Annotated in this window: 19 protein-coding genes; 4 read left to right on the forward strand and 15 right to left on the reverse strand. The window is 74.5% G+C overall.

Going from position 1 to position 18689, the window contains the following annotated elements:
- Positions 1-14 precede the first annotated feature (14 nt).
- Entirely contained in the window at positions 15-1748 is a 1734-nt protein-coding gene (locus GKC29_RS19980; protein ID WP_155332265.1) for an ABC transporter ATP-binding protein, read from the forward strand.
- Positions 1745-3532 carry an ATP-binding cassette domain-containing protein gene (locus GKC29_RS19985; RefSeq protein ID WP_155332266.1) on the forward strand — a complete coding sequence of 596 codons (1788 nt, stop codon included), beginning with the start codon at positions 1745-1747 and terminating at the stop codon, positions 3530-3532. The genes GKC29_RS19980 and GKC29_RS19985 overlap by 4 nt, the downstream gene beginning before the upstream one ends.
- Positions 3533-3547: 15 nt before the next feature.
- Here the strand turns inward: GKC29_RS19985 and GKC29_RS19990 are convergent, their stop codons facing one another.
- The 8 genes from GKC29_RS19990 to GKC29_RS20025 all read right to left on the reverse strand — a co-directional run bounded on the left by GKC29_RS19990 (position 3548) and on the right by GKC29_RS20025 (position 10231).
- Complete coding sequence (locus GKC29_RS19990; protein ID WP_155332267.1) at positions 3548-4126, reverse strand: response regulator transcription factor; 579 nt, start codon at positions 4124-4126, stop codon at positions 3548-3550.
- Between the two features lie 151 nt (positions 4127-4277).
- The gene (locus tag GKC29_RS19995; RefSeq protein WP_230688725.1) at positions 4278-4883 is read right to left on the reverse strand and encodes a response regulator transcription factor; all 606 of its coding nucleotides are present in this window, start codon (positions 4881-4883) and stop codon (positions 4278-4280) included.
- A 194-nt stretch (positions 4884-5077) separates the two neighbouring features.
- Entirely contained in the window at positions 5078-6226 is a 1149-nt protein-coding gene (locus tag GKC29_RS20000) for a hypothetical protein (RefSeq protein ID WP_155332268.1), read from the reverse strand.
- Positions 6227-6451: 225 nt separating this feature from the next.
- Positions 6452-7402, reverse strand: coding sequence for a twin-arginine translocase subunit TatC (gene tatC, locus GKC29_RS20005; RefSeq protein ID WP_155332269.1), 951 nt, complete (start codon positions 7400-7402; stop codon positions 6452-6454).
- A gap of 18 nt (positions 7403-7420) precedes the next feature.
- The gene (gene tatA / locus GKC29_RS20010; protein WP_155332270.1) at positions 7421-7747 is read right to left on the reverse strand and encodes a Sec-independent protein translocase subunit TatA; all 327 of its coding nucleotides are present in this window, start codon (positions 7745-7747) and stop codon (positions 7421-7423) included.
- A 207-nt stretch (positions 7748-7954) separates the two neighbouring features.
- Positions 7955-8203: a hypothetical protein gene (locus GKC29_RS20015; protein ID WP_155332271.1), complete on the reverse strand. Its 249-nt coding sequence runs from the start codon at positions 8201-8203 to the stop codon at positions 7955-7957.
- A gap of 10 nt (positions 8204-8213) precedes the next feature.
- Positions 8214-9236 carry a YafY family protein gene (locus tag GKC29_RS20020; protein ID WP_155332272.1) on the reverse strand — a complete coding sequence of 341 codons (1023 nt, stop codon included), beginning with the start codon at positions 9234-9236 and terminating at the stop codon, positions 8214-8216.
- On the reverse strand, positions 9233-10231 hold the full coding sequence (locus GKC29_RS20025; protein ID WP_155332273.1) for a YafY family protein: 999 nt from the start codon (positions 10229-10231) through the stop codon (positions 9233-9235). The genes GKC29_RS20020 and GKC29_RS20025 overlap by 4 nt, the downstream gene beginning before the upstream one ends.
- A 199-nt stretch (positions 10232-10430) precedes the next feature.
- On the opposite strand from GKC29_RS20025, the gene GKC29_RS20030 reads away from it, so the two are divergent.
- Positions 10431-11516, forward strand: a complete 1086-nt coding sequence (locus GKC29_RS20030; protein ID WP_155332274.1) for a DUF3866 family protein — start codon at positions 10431-10433, stop codon at positions 11514-11516.
- A gap of 44 nt (positions 11517-11560) precedes the next feature.
- On the opposite strand, the gene GKC29_RS20035 is transcribed toward GKC29_RS20030, so the two are convergent.
- Both GKC29_RS20035 and pafA read right to left on the reverse strand, forming a co-directional pair.
- Positions 11561-11746, reverse strand: a complete 186-nt coding sequence (locus tag GKC29_RS20035) for a hypothetical protein (protein ID WP_155332275.1) — start codon at positions 11744-11746, stop codon at positions 11561-11563.
- A 68-nt stretch (positions 11747-11814) separates the two neighbouring features.
- A complete protein-coding gene (gene pafA / locus GKC29_RS20040; protein ID WP_155332276.1) occupies positions 11815-13173 on the reverse strand; it encodes a Pup--protein ligase in 1359 nt (452 codons plus the stop codon).
- Positions 13174-13297: 124 nt separating this feature from the next.
- Here pafA and rfbB point away from each other — a divergent pair, with 124 nt between their 5' ends.
- Positions 13298-14272 (forward strand): dTDP-glucose 4,6-dehydratase, encoded by a 975-nt coding sequence (gene rfbB, locus GKC29_RS20045; RefSeq protein ID WP_155332277.1) that lies wholly within the window; start codon positions 13298-13300, stop codon positions 14270-14272.
- 222 nt (positions 14273-14494) lie between these two features.
- On the opposite strand, the gene prcA is transcribed toward rfbB, so the two are convergent.
- The 5 genes from prcA to dop all read right to left on the reverse strand — a co-directional run bounded on the left by prcA (position 14495) and on the right by dop (position 18688).
- Complete coding sequence (gene prcA / locus GKC29_RS20050) at positions 14495-15319, reverse strand: proteasome subunit alpha (RefSeq protein WP_155332278.1); 825 nt, start codon at positions 15317-15319, stop codon at positions 14495-14497.
- Between the two features lie 55 nt (positions 15320-15374).
- Positions 15375-16214, reverse strand: coding sequence for a proteasome subunit beta (prcB, locus tag GKC29_RS20055; protein WP_196255670.1), 840 nt, complete (start codon positions 16212-16214; stop codon positions 15375-15377).
- A complete protein-coding gene (locus GKC29_RS20060) occupies positions 16133-16819 on the reverse strand; it encodes an endonuclease VII domain-containing protein (protein WP_155332280.1) in 687 nt (228 codons plus the stop codon). The genes prcB and GKC29_RS20060 overlap by 82 nt, the downstream gene beginning before the upstream one ends.
- Before the next feature lie 20 nt (positions 16820-16839).
- Entirely contained in the window at positions 16840-17055 is a 216-nt protein-coding gene (locus tag GKC29_RS20065) for a ubiquitin-like protein Pup (protein ID WP_155332281.1), read from the reverse strand.
- 115 nt (positions 17056-17170) lie between these two features.
- A complete protein-coding gene (dop, locus tag GKC29_RS20070) occupies positions 17171-18688 on the reverse strand; it encodes a depupylase/deamidase Dop (protein ID WP_155332282.1) in 1518 nt (505 codons plus the stop codon).
- Position 18689: the final 1 nt, after the last annotated feature.

Consider the following 18689-nt stretch of genomic DNA (forward strand, 5'->3'; position numbering starts at 1 on the left):
AAAGGGAGGGTCCGATGGGGACGACGCCGACCGGCGCCGACCGGCTGCTGCGCCGCGTCGTCCGCGACGGCGGCGGGTGGACCGTCGCGCTCGGGGCGGTCGCGCTCACCGGCGCCGCCGCCGAACTGGCGCTCCCCGCGGCGCTGGGGCTCGCCGTCGACGCCGCCGTCGGCGGAGACGGCTCCGCCTGGTGGCCGGCCGTGGCCTGCGGCCTGGTCGCCGTCCTGATGGTCACCGACACCGTCGGGGACCTCGGCACCGGGTACGGCACGGCCCGGGCCACCGCGCTGCTGCGCCGGCGCCTGCTGCGCCACCTGTTCGCCGCCGACGTACGGACCGTCCGCCGGTACCCGGTGGGCGACCTGGTCGGCCGGCTCGTCTCCCAGGCCGCGGACGCCGGGCAGGCCGGCCCCGCGGTGGTGCTGGGCGTGGTCGCGCTCCTGCCCCCGCTCGGCAGCGTGGTGGCGCTCACCCTCATCGAACCGCTGCTCGGTGTCACCCTGCTCGCCGGGCTGGCCCTGCTCACGGTCCTCATGCGCGCCTTCGTCACCGACGCCTCCGCCGCCGTCGCCGGCTACCAGCGGGTGCTGGGGACGATCGCCGGCCGGCTGTTGGAGGCGCTCACCGGCGCCCGCACCATCGCCGCAGCCGCCACCGTCGACCGGGAACGCGCCCGCGTGCTGGCCGCCCTACCCGAACTGAACGGGTACGGCCTGCTCGGCTGGCGGCTGCTGGCCAGGGCGAGCGCCCGCACCGCCGCCGTCGGGCCGCTGCTGCAGGTGGCCGTCGTGGCCACCGGCGGGTACGCGCTCACCGCCGGGTGGCTCACCCCCGGCCAACTGGTCGCCGCGGTGCAGTACGCGGCCCTCGGTGCCGGGCTGGGTGCGGTGCTGGCCACCCTGCACCGGCTGGTCCGCAGCCGGGCGGCGGCCGGCCGGATCGCCGAGCCGCTGGCCCACCCGGTACGCCTCGACGGCCCCGACCCGCTGCCACCCGGCCGCGGGGAACTGCGGCTGCGGGACGTCCGCGTGCGTACCGAGGACGGACGCCCCGTCCTGGACGGCGTGGACCTGACCGTCCCGGCCGGCGCCATGGTGGCCGTCGTCGGGCCGTCCGGCGCCGGCAAGTCGACCCTCGCGGCGGTGGCCGGCAGGCTGTACGACCCGGACGCCGGTGAGGTGCTGCTCGACGGGGTGCCGCTGCGCCGGCTGCGCCGGGCCGCGCTGCGCCGGGCCGTCGGGCACGCCTTCGACCGTCCGGCCCTGGTCGGCGAGACGGTGCACGACGCGATCGGGCTCGCCCTGCCCGGCGCGTCGGCACGACCGCCCGACGGCGGCGCCCCGGCCACGACGGCGGTCCTCGCCGCGGCACGTGCGGCGCAGGTCGCCGACGTGGTCGCCCGGCTGCCCGACGGGTACCGCACCCGGCTGGTGGACGCGCCGCTGTCCGGCGGCGAGGCGCAACGGCTCGGGCTGGCCCGCGCGTACCCCGCCGAACGGCTGCTCGTCCTCGACGACGCGACGTCCAGCCTGGACACCGCCACGGAACACCGGATCGCCCGGGCGGTGGCGGACGGCGGCGGCGACCGAACCCGACTCGTGGTGACCCACCGGGCGCGGACGGCGGCGGCGGCCGACCTGGTCGCCTGGCTCGACGGGGGCCGGCTCCGTGCGCTGGCACCGCACCGGCGGCTGTGGGCCGACCCGGACTACCGGGCGGTGTTCGCACCCGGCGGGAACGCCCGGTGAGCCGCTCCGGCGTGCGGGTGACGACCTGGGCGGCGCTGCGCGCCCGACGCCGGGCGCTGGGCCGGCTCGCCGCCTGGTCGGTGGTGGAGTCGCTGCCGGCGCTGCTCGGCGGGCTGCTCGTGGCCCGCGCCGTCGACCGCGGCTTCCTGGCCGGCCAGTTCGCGACCGGCCTGACCTGGCTGGGCGGGCTCGCCGTGGCGGTGCTGGTCGGCGCGGCCGCCACCGGACGGGTGTACCGCAGCCTCGGCGCGGTCGTGGAACCGTTCCGCGACGAGTTGGCCGCCCGGGTCGTGGACGCCGCCCTGCACGACGCCACGCGGGCCGGCGGCCGGCCGGACAGCGCCGCCGTGGCCCGGCTGACCCACCAGGTGGAGGTCGTCCGGGACACCTTCGGCGGGCTGGTGCTGGTGGTCCGCGGGTTCCTGTTCACCGCCGGCGCCGCCCTGCTCGGCCTGCTCGCCCTGGCGCCGCCGCTGGCCGCGGCGGTGGCCGTGCCGCTGGTGGCCGGGCTGGCCGTGTTCGGGGCGGCGCTGCCGGCGATGGTGGCACACCAGCGGGCCCAGGTGACCGCCGGCGAGGAACTCGGCCGGTCGGCGGCGTCCGCGCTCGCCGGTCACCGCGACGTCGTCGCCTGCGGCGCGCAGGACCGGGTCGTGGCGGGGGTGGACCGGCGGGTGACCGCGCTGGCCGGGGCGGAACGGACGCTGGCCCGGATGGCGGCGCTGCGCAGCCTCAGCCTCGGGTTGGGCGGCTGGTTGCCGGTGGCGGTGCTGGTGCTGGCCGCTCCCTGGCTGGTGCGGCAGGGGCTGAGCACCGGCGCCGTACTGGGCGCGCTGGTCTATGTCACCACCGGCCTGCAACCCGCGCTGCACGCGGTGGTGCAGGGCGTCGGCGGCGGAGGCCTGCGCTACGCGGTCACCCTGGACCGCATCCTGCGCACCTGCCCGCTGCCGCGGTCGGCGCCCGCGCCGCCGGCCGCCGGCGGGACCCCGGCCGGGCCCGACCCGGCGCCGTGCTCCGCCGTCGACGCCGCCGCGCCGCCGGCGATCCGGCTCCGCGGCCTGACCTTCCGGTACGGCCCGCACGCCCGACCCGTCCTGGCGGACTTCAGCCTCACGGTGGCCACCGGCGAGCACCTGGCGGTGGTGGGCCCGAGCGGTGCCGGCAAGTCCACCCTGGCCGCCCTGGTCGCCGGCCTGGTGCCGCCGGAGTCCGGCACGGTGCACCTGGCCGGCGTGCCGGTCGCCGGCACCCCGCCCGGCGCGCTGGCCCGGCTGCGGGTGCTGGTGCCGCAGGAGGCGTACGTCCGCAGCGGCTCCCTGGCCGGGAACCTCCGCTACCTCCACCCGGAGGCGGACCAGGCGACCGTGGCGGCCGCAGTGGACGCCCTCGGGGCCCGTCCCCTGGTCACCCGCCTCGGCGGCCTCGCCGCCCACATCGACCCGGGCGCCCTGTCCGCCGGGGAACGGCAGCTCGTCGCCGCGGTCCGGGCCTACCTCGCCCCGGCGCCGCTGGTGATCCTCGACGAGGCGACGTGCCACCTGGACCCGACGCTGGAGGCGACCGTCGAACACGCCTTCGCCCGTCGGCCCGGCACCCTGGTGGTCGTCGCGCACCGGATCAGCTCGGCGACCCGGGCCCGCCGGGTGCTGGTGTTCGACGGCGACCGGCCGCTCGTGGGCTCCCACGACGACCTGCTGCGGCGCTCGCCCGCCTACCGGGAACTGGTCGGTCACTGGGAGGACGTGGCGCCCGCAGCCGACGTCGCGCTGGGCCGGGTCTGACCCGCCCCAGCGCCGTCAGATCCAGCCGGCCTCGCGGGCCACCCGTACCGCCTCCACCCTGGTCCGCGCGCCCGCCTTGCGGGTGATCCGCCGGAGGTGGTTGCGTACGGTCCCCGGGGCGAGGCCGAGTGCCCGGGCGACCTCCACGACCGGTGCCCCGGCCGCGGTGAGATCCAGGATCTCGGTCTCCCGGATGGTCAGCGGGCTGTCCGCGGTGAGCGCGGCCAGCACCAGGTCGGCGTCGACGACGGACTCCCGCCGGGCCAGCCGCCGGATCCCGTCCACGACCCGCTGCGGGGCGACGTCGCAGCCGAGGATGCCGACGGTCCGCCCCGGCACGAGGACCCGGTGCAGGCTGGCCGCGCGGCGGCGGTCGGCGAGCACCAGCAGGGGGCACTGCCCCACCGTTGCGGCCCCGGTGACGAGGTCGAGGTCGACGACTGCCACATCGGGGCGCTGCGCGTGGACCGCCGGCGAGATGTCGTCGCCCCGGTCCAGCTCCGCCACCACGCTGATGTCCTCCTCGGCGGCGATCACGAGTGACAGCGCACCCCGGACCAGGGCACCGTCGAGCGCGAGCAGCGTTCGGATCACCGGGCCTCCCGAGCATGGTCTGGTCGATCACGGGCCGTCAGCATTCAAACACGTACCGCCGGGTACCGCTCGGTGACGCGGCCCGCACCGTCCCATCCGGACGGTGCGGGCCGCGGTCCGGGCGGTCCCGCCCGGACCGCTGACCAGACCGCTACATCCAGCCGTCGCGCCGGGCCCGCCACACCGCCTCCATGCGGTTCCGGGCGCCGGTCTTCCGCATGATCGCCGACAGGTGGTTGCGCACCGTGCCGTGCGCCAGATAGAGCCGGCGAGCCATCTCCTTCACCGGCAGCCCCTCCGCGGCCACCCGCAGCACCTCCACCTCCCGACGGGTCAGCGGGCTGGACGGTGGATGCAGCGCCGTCACCGCAGCCGCCGCGTCGATGACCTTCCCCCCGGCCGCCAACTCGCGGACGGCACCGACCAGCGCCGGCAACGGGGTGTCCTTGCCCACCAGGCCCCGCGCGCCGGCCGCCAGCAGGTCCCCGACCGAGGCCGGGCTCCACCGGCTGTCCATGGCCAGCACCGCCGTGTCGGGCGCCACCCCGGTGATCTCGGCGACGACCTCGACCGGCGGCGGTACGTCCGGCGCCAGGTCCACGAGCACCACGTCGGGCCGGTGCCGGCGTACCACGCCGGGCAGGTCCGCCACGTCGGTCACCTCGGCGGTGACCTCGATGTCCTCCTCACTGGACAGGGCGGCGCACAGCGCGGTGCGCAGCAGGCCCATCGCCTCCGAAACGACAACGCGGATCAACGCAAGCTCCGATCTCGGGGTTGCGCGGCAACCGGTCGGTCCCGTTGACGGGACCGCTCGGGCAGCCGCGCGGACGAACTGGGTCCCGTCCTGCGACACGCCGACGGTCACGACGGTCACGGGACCTGAGCGACCACGCACCGGGCGGAGCGGCCGGAGGGCCGCAACGACCGCACGGGCGGGTCCGCCGGGACTCAGCCGGGCCGCGCGTCCGTTCCCGCGAGCCGGTCACCGGGCGCCACCGACGGGCGTACGGGCGCGCGACCGGCTCGCGTCGGGCGCTCCGCGGCGACAGCCGGCGGGGACGCCGGCCCGCCGCCGCCGTCCGTGGTGGTGGCGCAGTCGTCGTCCGGAGCGGTCGGCGCGCCGGGCGGCGGGGCCGCCGGGCGGGGCACCGTCCCGGCGGACGTCTCGCCGGACGGCTCGGGGCACCACGTCACCCCGTCCGAGGCCGGTGCGGGGGCGAGCGGGGACCCTGCGACCGGCGGCGGACGGTGCGCGGCACCCTCCGGTCCGGTCGTCCCCGCGGCGGGCCGCGCCGGGCCCGGGAGGGCGGGCGGCACCGCACCCGACGCGGCGGCAGGAGTCGGCGCGTCCGGGACGGTGACGCGAGGCGACGAGGGTTCTCCCGGGTGGACGGGACTCGTGGCGAGAACCGGAACGGCGACGCCGACCACCCCGGTGACCCGGGTCAGCACGCCGGCCGTCGTGGACCGGGCCGTGTGCACCAGCGGTCCGACGACGGTCGCTCCCCCGGTGACCGCGGGCTTCAGGACGGCTCGCGCCTTCGTGGTCACCGGCCGAACGACGGCCGACGCCTCCACGGGTACCGCGCCGGCCCCGGACCGGTCCCGCTTCCGCTCGTCCCCGCGGCGCTGGCCGCGCGCGTCGTCCCGGTCCCTGGGCAGGCCCCGCGTCACCCGGGCCGCCCGGGCGGCGAGAAGGTCGGTGGCCGTCGCGGGGTCGGCCCCGGCGACGCCCGCACGCCCGGGCGACCGGCCCCGCCGGCCGGTCGAGGTCAGGACGCGGTCCCGGTCCCCTTCGCCGGCCTCCGTCGGCGGTCTGCCGGTTCCGCGCCGTGCGGGAGGTGGGCCGGGCGGGTCGACCGCGTCCACGGCTCGTTCAAGCAGGGTGGCGACGGCCGGCGTGGGAATGGTGTTCGGGGTGGCGCCGGTCCGGTCCCCGGCGGTGGCCGGGTCGGCGCCGAGCAGCGCGCTCAGGAAGAAGGCCCCGGCGGCGGCACCCAGCAGCACGGCCATCCGGGCGACGGGCAACCCACGCCGCAGCGGTGCGGGTGCGGCCCGCGCGGTGACGGACGGAGGGCGGAACGTCCAACGACGCACGTGGGTGACCTCCCTCGTCGGGCACGTCGACACATCGTAGTGACCTGATAACCCGGTGGCGGCTTGCGAATGCCTCGTGACGGATTGCCGACTGATGGCTGACGGCGGAGCGCTGCTGCGCTATGGACCCAACCGCCACGCGTCGAGGGCACCACGGCCTTCTCCAACGAAAACGACACGAGCCCCGGGCGGGGGCTCGTGTCGTCACCGGTGCCGCCGGCGCGGTCAGGTCATGTCGTCGTAGCGGCGGTCGATCGGTGTCGGCTTCGCGATCGGCTCCGGGGCGGCGATCGGGGCGCTCGCCTCGACCCGCTGCCCCGCCTCGACCGGCGCGGCGTCGAACTCCAACGGCGACACCTCGTCGTCGCCGATGCCGGCGTAGACCTCCTTGCCGCGTCCCTTGCGCCGGTCGTTGAGGAACGCGACGCCGACCGCGGCGAAGTACAGCGCGCACAGGCAGATGGCCAGCGCCGTCATGCCGAACGGGTCCGGGGTGGGAGTCACCACCGCCGCGAAGGCGAAGAAGACGAACACCGCCACCCGCCACCAGCTCAGCAGCCGCTTCGCGCTGGCGATGCCCACGAAGTTGAGCATCAGGACGATGAGCGGGAACTCGAACGCCACCCCGAACAGCAGGATCAGGTTCGTGACGAACGAGACGTACCGGGTGATGTCCAGGGTGGTGTTGATATCGCTGCCGGAGATGTCCAGCAGGAACTCCAGGCCCTTGGCGGTGACGAAGTACGCCAGCACCGCGCCGGCGGCGAACAGCGGCGCCGCCAGCCCGGTGAAGACGTACGCGTACCGCCGCTCGTGCCGGTGCAGACCGGGCGCGATGAACGCCCACAGCTGGTAGAGCCAGATCGGCGCGGCGATGATCAGGCCGACCCAGAGACCGATCTTCAGGTTGAGCAGGAACAGATCGGCCGGGCCGAGCTGGACGAAGTTGCACGCCCCGTTGGTCAGGCGCGCCGCGTCCAGATCGCAGTACGGCTTCTTGAGGATGTTGAGCACCGGGCCGGCGAGCCAGATGCCGAAGCCGAAGCCGACCAGGATCGCCAGCGACGCCCGGAACAGCCGGTTGCGCAGCTCACGGATGTGCTCGATCAGCGTCATCGAGCCGTCCGAGGCCCGCTCGAACTTGCTCGGGCCGCGTTTGCGCAGGGCGAAGGCCACGGTGGTCGGGGCGTTCGGTCAGTGGTCGCGGACGCGCTGCACCGGGTCGACGACCGGCTGCTGCGGCGGGGCCTGGTGGGGCGCCTGCTGACCGTACTGGGCCTGCTGACCGTACTGGGCCTGCGGCGCCTGGTGCGCCTGCGGCGGCAGCGGCTGGTAGCCGGCCTGCGCGTCGGCCTTCTCGGCCAGGTCGCGGTCGTCGTCCTGCAGGCTCTTGGTCTCGGCCTTGATGATCCGCAGCGAACGGCCCAGCGAACGGGCCGCGTCGGGGAGCCGCTTCGCGCCGAAGAGCAGGATCAGCACGACCACGAGTACGGCGATGTGCCACGGCTTGAGGGCACCCATGGGAAGCTCCAGTCGCTCTGTGTCGGGCAGGGGTGGTACCGCAGCCCATCGTACGTGCGTCGTGGGACGTTGCCACCCGCCGGGCGGTGAGGGATCGTCCCGGCCCGGTGAAGTCTTGACCAACCCACGATGTCCCGTCAACCGCCGGAACGTGCCAATCCGTGCGCGGAACAGGGCGCAATCGTGCAGGATCGCGGCAAAGATCGATCAGCCGCCGCGCTTCGCCTTGATCACGGCGAGCCGGCGCTGCGTGGTGTCCAGCCGCTCCTGCAGCGCCTCGGCCCGGGCCTGGAGAGCCTCGGCGGCCTCCTGGAGGGCCTCCGCCTCACCGGCGCGTCGCTGCAGGGCGAGGGCGGCGCGGCGCAGCCGGGGCAGCCGGGCCACGACCGGGCGGACGGCCAGGCCGAACAGCACGAGCGGGACCAGCACCAGCGCGACCACGATCCACGTCACCACGGCGGCCAGCCTACTGGGTGGGGGCCGCCACCGCCGGGTCGGCGGGGTCCCGCGGGGGCGGTGGCGTCGCGTACGCGTCGAGGGCCGCGACCGCCGCCGCGTGCACCTGGGTGGCCAGCTCGGCCGGGGCGACCACGGTGACGTCCGGGCCGAGGCCCAGCACGAACCGGCGCGCCCAGGCCAGGTCGGTGACCCGCAGCGACACCAGCCACTGGTCCCCGTCGCCCTCCTCGACCCGCTCGCACGGGTAGTACTCGGTGATCCACCGCTCGCCGCGGCCGATCCGCAGGGTGACCAGCGGCAGGTCCGGCGAGGGCCGGAAGACGCCCTCGGTGAGGTCGTGCGGGCGCGCCTGCGGTGGCACCCGGGCCGGCTCGTCCAGCAGCGTCACCGCGTCGATGCGGTCGGCCCGGAACAGGCGCATCCCCTCGGCCCGGCGGCACCACGCCTCCACGTACCCCCGGCCACCGACCATCAGCATCCGCAACGGGTCGACCACCCGGTCGGTCGTCTCGTCCCGCGCGGCCGTGTAGTAGGTGATCCGCAGCGCCCGACCGCTCTCCACCGCCGCCCGCAGCTCCGCCACCTTGCGGGTGTCGGCCGGCAGCCGTACGGCCACCGGAGCGCCCACCAGGTCACCCGCCGCGTTCTCGATCTTGGCCAGGGCACGCTCCACGGCCTCCCGGTTGGCCACGCCCGGCGTCTCGGCGAGCATCCGCAGCGCCACGACCAGGGCGAGCGCCTCGTCCGGGGTGAGCCGCAGCGGCCGGTCGATCCCCGCGTCGTAGGTGATCGTCACCCGGTCACCGTCGAACGCCATGTCGATCAGGTCACCCGGGCCGTACCCGGGCAGCCCGCACACCCACAGCAGCTCCAGGTCCTCCCGCAGCTGCCGCTCGGTGACGCCCAGGTCGGCGGCCGCCTCGGCGATCGCGATGCCCGGGCGGGCCAGCAGATACGGAACGAGGTTGAGCAGCCGGGCCAGCCGGTCGGCGGACGTGCGGGAGCCGCCGCGGGCGGCGGGCCGGGTCACCGGGCACCCCCGGCGACGGCCACGTCGTCGTGGCGGGCGGCGATCTCCTTCAACCGCTGGATGACCGCCTCCCGCACCTCCGGCGGGTCGAGCACCCGCACGTCCGGCCCGTACCCGACGAGCTGGTTGGCGAGGAAGTCCGGGTCGGCGTACGGCAGGACCAGCCGGTCACCGTCCGGCCCGGAGCTCGTCCCCACCGCCCAGCGGCGCAGCCCGGCGGCCCGGCCGGGGGCGGCGAGGACCGTGGCGCGGCCGGTGCGCTCGACCGGGCCGGACCAGCGGGCGACGTGACTGATCAGGTCGACCCGGGCCGGCGGCTCGAACGCCCCCGGACGGCCGGTCACCCGCACCGCTCCCACCACCCGGGAGAGGCGGAAGCAGCGGGTCGCCGCCCGGTCCAGGTCGTGGCCGACCACGTACCACCGGCCCCGCCAGCAGACCACACCCCACGGCTGCAGCCGGCGGCGGGACGGCTCGTCGCGGTCCGGGACGCGGTAGTCGAAGCTCACCTCGCGGCGGTCCCGCGCGGCGGCGGTGAGCGGCGCGAAGGCCGGGTCGACCGTCACCATCGGCTCCAGGCCGAGGGTGGCCTGCGGGTCCACGTCGACGCCGGCGGCGCGCAGCTTCGCCAGCCCCGAAGAGGCCGCGGCGGCCAGGCCCGCGTGCTGCCAGAGCCGCGCGGCGATGCCCACCGCCGCGGCCTCGTCCGGTTCGAGGGGGATGTCGGGCAGCGCGTACTCCCGCCGGGCGATCCGGTAGCCGGGCTCGACGTCGAACGCGCTGGCCGTCCCGGTCTCCAACGGGACGCCCAGCTCACGCAGCTCGGCCTTGTCCCGTTCGAACTTGCGCTGGAACGCCTCGTGGTCCCGCGCGTCGTGCGGATCGTGCTCGTAGCCGGGCACGGTCGCGGCGATCTGCGCGGCGGTCAGGAACCGTCGCGTGGACAGCAGACAGATCACCAGGTTGACCAGGCGTTCGGTGCGGGTCCGCGACACGCGGTAGACGCTAGCAGCCGGCACGCCGAACACGTGTACCCCACGCGTCGCGCGTCACGGTCGTCACCCGACGTGTGACCGCAGCCGGGTGACCGCGTGGCGGCACCGGAGCGCGGGACCGAGATCCGCTACGCCTTCACCGACCCAACCGCCACCCCGGGCACCGGTCACCCCGACCGTGACCGCTAGCGTCCACCGCATGGTGCGATGGCGGGCGGGAACCGTGACGGCGCTGCGGCGCGAGTGGACCGGCGCGGTCGAGCTGGACGTCGCGCTCGGCGACGGCACGGCGATGCGGGCCCTCGCGTACCCCGACCTGGTCGGCCGGCCGCAGGTCGGCGACCGCGTGCTGCTCAACGCCGGGGCGCTGCTGATGGGCCTCGGCACCGGCGGGTACGCCCTCGTCGTGGCCCTGCCCGACCGGCTGCCGCCGGACCCGCCCGCACCGGCCGACAACCGCGACGCCGGCCACCTGGTCAAGGCCCGCTACACGCCGTTGCAGCCGATCCTGCTCGGCGTGGACGAGGAGGCGTCGCCGCACCGGGCGGTCCTGGCCGACGCCGACGACCTGGCCGGGCTGCCGGTGGTCACCGCCGACCTGCACTCCGCCCTACCGGCGGTCCTCGCCGGGATCCACGCCGACGCCCCCGACGCCCGGGTGGCGTACCTGCTCACCGATGGTGGCGCGCTGCCGGCCTGGTTCTCCCGCACCCTCGCCGGGCTGCGCGGCCGCCTGGCCGGCACGGTCAGCGTCGGGCAGGCGTTCGGCGGGGACCTGGAGGCCAGCACGCTGCACACCGGGCTGCTCGCCGCCCGGCACGTGCTGCGCGCGGACGTGGCGGTCGTCGCCCAGGGTCCGGGCAACCTCGGTACCGGCACCCGCTGGGGATTCTCCGGCGTCGCCGTCGGCGAGGCGGTGAACGCGGTCGCCGCGCTGGGCGGGCGGCCGATCGGGTCGCTGCGCATCTCCGACGCCGACCCCCGACCCCGGCACCTCGGCGTGTCCCACCACAGCCTCACCGCGTACGGTCGGGTGGCCCTGGCCCGCGCGGAGCTGATCGTGCCCGACGGCCTCGACCCGGCGCTGGCCGGCGCGGTCGACGCGGCGCTGGCGCCCCTCACGGCCCGACACGCCGTGGTCCGGGTGCCGGTCGACGGGCTCGACGCCGCCCTGCGGGCGAGCCCGGTGCCGCTGTCCACGATGGGCCGGGGCCTGGACGCCGACCGCGCCTACTTCCTCGCCGCGGCCGCGGCCGGCCGCCACGCCGCCGGTCTGCTGGACTGAGCGCCCGGCGCCTGCCGGGTGAAGTGAGTTGCCCGCAGGACGAATCAGGCGAAGACCACGATCGCCACCCAGGCGCCCACGATCAACGCCAGCGCGAGCGCCAGCACCCAGGTGGGCACCGTGTACTCCCCGCGACGGTTACGCTCGATCTCCTCGCGGATCTTCTGGCGGCGGCGCTCGGCCCAGCTCTGCTTCTCGGAGCCCGGACCGGCCGGTTCGGTAGGCATCATGGCGCCGACAGCCTACCCGGCGGGCCGCCCGGGACCACGCACACCGTCCCGAACCGACCCGCCACCGGTCACATGCTGGCGATCAGCCGTTCCACCCGCTCGTCGTACGCCCGGAACGGGTCCTTGCACAGCACCGTGCGCTGCGCCTGGTCGTTCAGCTTCAGGTGCACCCAGTCGACGGTGAAGTCCCGCCGCTTCTCCTGGGCGTGCCGGATGAACTCGCCCCGCAGCCGCGCCCGCGTCGTCTGCGGCGGCGTCTCCTTCGCCTCGAAGATCTCCGGGTCCGTCGCCACCCGGTCCACCTCGCCCCGCCGCTCCAGCAGCCCGTACAGGCCCCGACCACGGCGCAGGTCGTGGTACGCCAGGTCCATCTGCGCCACCCTCGGGTGCGACAGCGGCAGGTCGTGCTTGCGCTGGTAACGCTCGATCAGCCGCAGCTTCGTCACCCAGTCGATCTCCCGGGCCACCGGCTCCAGGTCACCGGTCTCCACCGCCCGCAGCACCCGGCCCCACAGCTCCACCACCCGCTTCGCGGGCTGGTCGCCGCCGCGCCGCTCCACGAACTCCGTCGCCTTCGCCAGGTACTCCTGCTGGATCTCCAGCGCGCTGACCTCCTTGCCGGACGCCAGCCGCACCTTCCGCCGCCCGGTGATGTCGTGCGACACCTCGCGGATCGCCCGGATCGGGTTCTCCAGCGTCAGGTCCCGCATCACCACGCCGGCCTCGATCATCCGCAGCACGATGTCCGCCGTGCCGACCTTCAGCAGCGTGGTGACCTCGTTCATGTTCGAGTCGCCGACGATCACGTGCAGCCGCCGGTAACGCTCCGCGTCCGCGTGCGGCTCGTCCCGCGTGTTGATGATCGGACGACTGCGGGTGGTCGCCGAGGACACACCCTCCCAGATGTGCTCCGCCCGCTGCGACAGGCAGTACACCGCCCCGCGCGGCGTCTGCAGCACCTTCCCCGCCCCGCAGATCAACTGCCGGGTCACCAGGAACGGGATCAGCACGTCGGCCAGCCGGCCGAACTCACCGTGCCGCGACACCAGGTAGTTCTCGTGGCAGCCGTACGAGTTGCCGGCCGAGTCGGTGTTGTTCTTGAACAGGTAGATCTCGCCCGCGATGCCCTCGTCGTGCAGCCGCTTCTCCGCGTCGACGAGCAGCCCCTCCAGGATCCGCTCACCGGCCCGGTCGTGCGCGACCAGGTCCACCACCGAGTCGCACTCCGGCGTCGCGTACTCCGGGTGCGAACCCACGTCCAGGTACAACCGGGCCCCGTTGCGCAGGAACACGTTGCTCGACCGGCCCCACGACACCACCCGCCGGAACAGGTACCGCGCGACCTCGTCGGGGGAAAGCCGGCGCTGCCCGCGATAGGTGCAGGTGACGCCGTACTCGGTCTCGAGGCCGAAGATTCGCCGCTCCATGATGAGACATTAGCCGCCCGACGCCCCACATGGGCAGCGCTCGCCACGCCCGTCCCACGCGGCGCCCGCCCGCGTCCGCCGGCTCCGTCCGGGCCACCCCCGCCCCGGAGGTACGGTGCGAACCGTGAGGATCCTCGTCACCGGCGGCGCCGGGTTCATCGGCTCGGCGTACGTGCGGCGCCTGCTCGACAGCGCCGAGCCCACCCTGCCGCCGGACCGGGTCACCGTGCTCGACTCGTTCACGTACGCCGGCACCGACGGCAGCCTCGACCCGGTCCGCGACGACCCCCGGCTGCACGTCGTCCACGGCGACGTCCGCGACCCCGACCTCGTCGACGACATCGTCGCCGGGCACGACGTGATCGTCCACCTCGCCGCCGAGTCGCACGTGGACCGCTCCATCACCGGCGCAGCGCCCTTCGTCACCACCAACGTCGTCGGCACCCAGACCCTGCTCGACGCCGCCCTGCGGCACGGCACCCACCGGTTCGTGCACGTCTCCACCGACGAGGTGTACGGCTCCATCGACCACGGCTGCTGGCCGCCGTCCGCGCCGCTGGACCCCAGCTCCCCGTACTCCGCCTCCAAGGCCGCCGCCGACCTGCTCACCCTCGCCTACCACCGCACCCACGGCCTCGACGTGGTCATCACCCGCGGCGCCAACACCTACGGCCCCTACCAGCACCCGGAGAAGGTGATCCCCCTCTTCGTCACCAACCTCCTCGACGGCCGCCCGCTGCCGCTGTACGGCGACGGCGGCAACGTCCGCGACTGGCTGCACGTCGACGACCACTGCCACGGCATCGTCCGCGCCCAGCAGGCCGGCCGACCCGGCGGCGTCTACCACCTCGGCGGCGGCACCGAACTCAGCAACCGCGACCTCACCGCGCGGCTGCTCGCCGCGTTCGACGCCGGCTGGGACCGGGTGACGCCGGTGCCCGACCGCAAGGGCCACGACCGGCGCTACGCACTCGACACCACCACCAGCCGCCGCGAGCTCGGCTGGGCGCCCACCGTCGACTTCGACGCGGGGCTCGCCGCGACCATCGACTGGTACCGGGACAACCGGGCCTGGTGGGAGCCGCTCGTCAAGGCGTGAGCACACGCGGCCTGCGCGACCGCGCCGGCCTGCGCGACCGCGCCGGGCTGCGCGACCGCGCCGGGCTGCGCGACCGCGCCGGGCTGCGCGGGGCCGGGTTGTGCGCGGCCGGGCTGCGCGCGGCCGGGCTGCGCGCGGACGGCGCGGGGCCAGGTTGTGCGCGGACCGCGCCGGGCCGGGCTGCGCGCGCCGTACCCGGCCGCCGCTCCCCCGCGTCGACGCTCAGGACTCCGGGCGCTCCGGCTCCTGGCCCTCCAGGTCGGCCGAACCCGCGGAGGTGGTCGGCTTGTGCGCCGCCTCGGTCGGCACCGTCGGGGTTTCCGGCCGCGCCGGCGGCTCCTCGGCCTTGCCGCCGTCGAGCAGGGCGGTCAGCGCGGCCCCGGTGATCCGCCGGAAGGTCCGCCCCACCCGGCTGCGGTCCAGGACCGCCACCTCCAGCTGGTTGGCCGCGATCGTGCGCGACGCCCCGCCCTCACCGCCGACACTGCCCAGCGCCTGCACCGCCACCTTCACCGCCTCGCCCAGGGACATGTCCGGACGGTGGTTCGACTTCAGCACGCCGGTGATCGCCTCGGCCTGCCCGCCCATCGCCATCCGGCCCGGCTCGTCGTTGACCGAGCCGTCGTACGTCAGCCGGTACAGCTCGTCGTCCTCCGGCGTCGTGCCGACCTCGGCAACGCAGATCTCCACCTCGAACGGCTTCGACTGCTCCGTGAAGATCGCACCGAGGGTCTGCGCGAACGCGTTCGCCAGCGCCCGGCCGGTCACGTCCCGCCGGTCGTAGCTCAGCCCGTTCAGGTCGGCCATCCGTACGCCGGCCCGCCGCAGGTTCTCGAACTCGTTGTACCGGCCCACGGCGGCGAAGCCGATCCGGTCGTAGATCTCGCTGACCTTGTGCAGGGCGCTGGACAGGTTCTCCGCGACGAAGAGCACCCCGCCGGCGTAACTCAGGACCACCGCGCTGCGCCCCCGGGCGATGCCCTTGCGGGCCAGCTCGGAGCGGTCGCGCATGATCTGCTCGGGCGAGGCGTAGAACTGCATGGCCACGGCGGCGGTTCTCCTTACGGCGCTGTGCTGGGGACTGCTGTCGGGTGGGACGGCCTCAGCCGCCCGGGTTCTCCATGCGGCCGGAGACCACGCTCTCGGCGATCGCCGCCGTCTCGGCGTCGGTGAGCCGGTGCGTGCCCTCCGCCGTCGCGGTCATCACCACCGGGTAGATCCGCCGGGTCAGGTCCGGGCCGCCGGTCGCGGTGTCGTCGTCGGCCGCGTCGTACAGCGCCTCCACCGCCAGGCGGACCGCGTCGTCGATCGACAGCCCGGCCCGGAACCGCTTCTTCAGGGCCGACCGCGCGAACAGCGAGCCGGAGCCGATCGCGTCGTAGCCGGTCTCCTCGTACGGGCCGCCGGTCACGTCGAAGCTGAAGATCCGGCCCGCCCTCGCCGGGTCGGTCGCGGCCAGGTCGAAGCCCGCGAACAGCGGGATCACGGCCAGGCCCTGCATCGCGGCGCCCAGGTTGCCGCGGATCATCGACGCCAGCCGGTTGGCCTTGCCGTCGAGCGAGAGCATCGCGCCCTCGATCTTCTCGTAGTGCTCCAGCTCCACCTGGAACAGTCGCATCAGCTCGATGCCGATGCCGGCGGTGCCCGCGATGCCCACCAGCGAGTACGCGTCCGCCGGGTGCACCTTCTCGATGTCCCGCTGGGCGATCAGGTTGCCCATCGTGGCGCGCCGGTCGCCGGCCATCACCACGCCGCCGACCGCCGAGATCGCCACGATCGTGGTGGCGTGCGGCGCCAGGTCGGCGGCCATGCCCGGCGGCAGCGGCCGACGACCGGGCAGCATCTCGGGGGCCACCTTGCTCAGGAACGCTGTGAAGGAGGACGTCCCCGCGTTGGTGAACACATCTGGAAGACGCCCGGATGGATCAAAACCCGCTGCCACGTGGTTCCTCTCAGGTACGTGATCGCCCTGGCCAGCCTCTCCGGACTGTCCCGGAACTGGCCAAGACCACCATTGCAGTTGAAGCAGAGTATCCCGCGCACCCATCCGGTGCGATGATCGTGGTCCAGGTGTTGCGGATCTTCCACGCCGCAGATGGCGCAGACCCCGCCCTGCTCCGCGAGCAGCTCGTCGAACTCCTTCTGCCCGACCCCGTAGCGGCGCCGCAGGTGGTACTCCCGGCTGCCGCCGTACAGCCGCTGCCTGACCTCCCGGGTGCGGCTGTTGTGACAGGGCTTGCAGTAGGTGGCGTAGCCCGAGCTGTCCGATCGATTGCGGGGGAAGTCGACCACGGGCTTGACAGTTCCACAGTCCGCGCAGAAGCGATGCCCTTCCGGGACTTCCCGGGCCTGTTTCACATCTCGGCCCTGCTTCGCCTTCACCCGCTTGGCATAGCTGGCCTTGGAGCGTTGGTTGAAGCACGGCTTGCAGTAGCTACCGCGACCGCTGGGGCGCTTGCTGCTCGCGCAGAAGTCCGCGAGCGGCTTCCATTCCCCGCAGTCACGGCAGCGCCGTCGCCCGTCCTGATCATCCGAGGGAAGCGGCATGTCCGATTTACCCTAAATGATCACTGGCCTCCCTTTTGTACGTAACCTCGCACGAACTCTTCTGCGTTCTCTTCGAGGACGGAGTCGATCTCGTCGAGCAGGTCGTCGACGTCCTCGGTGATCTCGGCGTGCCGCTCGGCGACCTCCGGGTTCGCCTCGGTCGCGACGTCCTCGATCTCCTCGCCCTGCCGGGACTTCCCGGTCTGCGACTGCCCGCCGCTGTCACGAGTGGCCATGGCTGCCTCCTCCACGATCGTCTGCGAGAAACTTACCTCGCGCGGGCGACGAAAAGCCCGTCGCGCGCCGGCTCGCGGCACACGACGGGCTTTCGGGCAGCACGGCGGTGACGGCTCAGCCGCCGGTCAGGGTCTCCAGCAGATCCTTCGCGCTCTCGCAGCGGTCGAACAACGCGCCGACGTGCTTGCGGGTGCCGCGTTCCGGCTCCATCATCGGCACCCGCACCAGCGACTCGCGGCCGACGTCGAAGATGACCGAGTCCCAGCTCGCGGCGACGACCTCGGAGGCGTACTGGGCGAGGCAACGGCCCCGGAAGTAGGCGCGGGTGTCCTCCGGCGGCTCGGTCATCGCCGTCCGCGTCTCCTCCTCCGGCAGGAGGGTCTTCATGGCGCCGCGGGAGACCAGCCGGTGGTAGAGGCCCTTCTCCGGCCGGACGTCCGAATACTGCAGGTCGACCAGTTGCAGCTTGTGGGAGCCCCAGCCGAGCTTCTCCCGCTCCCGGTAGCCCTCCAGCAGCCGCAGCTTCGCCACCCAGTCGAGTTCGTCGGCGCAGAGCATGACGTCCCGGCCGAGCCGGTCCAGGACGCTCTCCCAGCGGGCGAGCACGTCGGCGGTCTGCTCGTCCACGTCGGCGCCGTACCGGTCGTCCACGAAGGAACGCACCCGCTCGTAGTAGGCCCACTGCACGTCGAGTGCGGTGAGCCGCCGGCCGTCGCGCAGTCGCATGAGGTGGGTGAGCGACGGGTCGTGGCTGACGGCGCGTAGTTCGCTGACCGGGTCGGCGATGCCGAGGTCGGGGCCGAGCGCCTTCTCCTCGATCATGGTGAGGATCAGCGCGGTCGTGCCGACCTTCAGGTACGTCGAGATCTCCGACAGGTTGGCGTCGCCGATGATGACGTGCAGCCGCCGGTACTTGTCGGCGTCGGCGTGCGGCTCGTCCCGGGTGTTGATGATGGGCCGCTTGAGGGTGGTCTCCAGGCCCACCTCGACCTCGAAGAAGTCGGCGCGCTGGGAGATCTGGAAGCCGCTCTGCCCGCCGTCCTGCCCGATGCCCACCCGGCCGGCGCCGGCGAAGATCTGCCGGGTGACGAAGAACGGCGTCAGGTACGCGACGATGTCGGCGAACGGGGTCTGCCGCCGCATCAGGTAGTTCTCGTGGGCGCCGTAGCTGGCGCCCTTGTTGTCGGTGTTGTTCTTGTACAGGTGGATGGGGTGGGTGCCGGGGATGGTGGCGGCGCGGCGCGCGGCCTCGGCCATCACCCGCTCGCCGGCCTTGTCCCAGCGCACCAGGTCCCGAGGGTTGGTGACCTCGGGGGTGGAGTACTCGGGGTGTGCGTGGTCGACGTAGAGCCGCGCGCCGTTGGTGAGTATCACGTTGGCCAGCCCGAGGTCCTCGTCGGCGAGGGCCTCGGCGGGGTCGTACGCGGCGCCGGAGTAGGTGAAGCCGCGCGCGTCGCGCAGCGGGGACTCCTCCTCGTAGTCCCAGCGGGCCCGGCCGCCCCGGTTGAGTTCCGGGCGCGCCCCGTAGGCGTTGACCACCTGGGAGGAGGTGACCATGGGGTTGGCCCCGGCCTGGCCGGGCACGGAGATGCCGTACTCGACCTCGGTGCCCATGATCCGTCTTACGCTCATC

Source organism: Micromonospora sp. WMMC415 (assembly GCF_009707425.1).
Taxonomy (GTDB): Bacteria; Actinomycetota; Actinomycetes; order Mycobacteriales; family Micromonosporaceae; genus Micromonospora.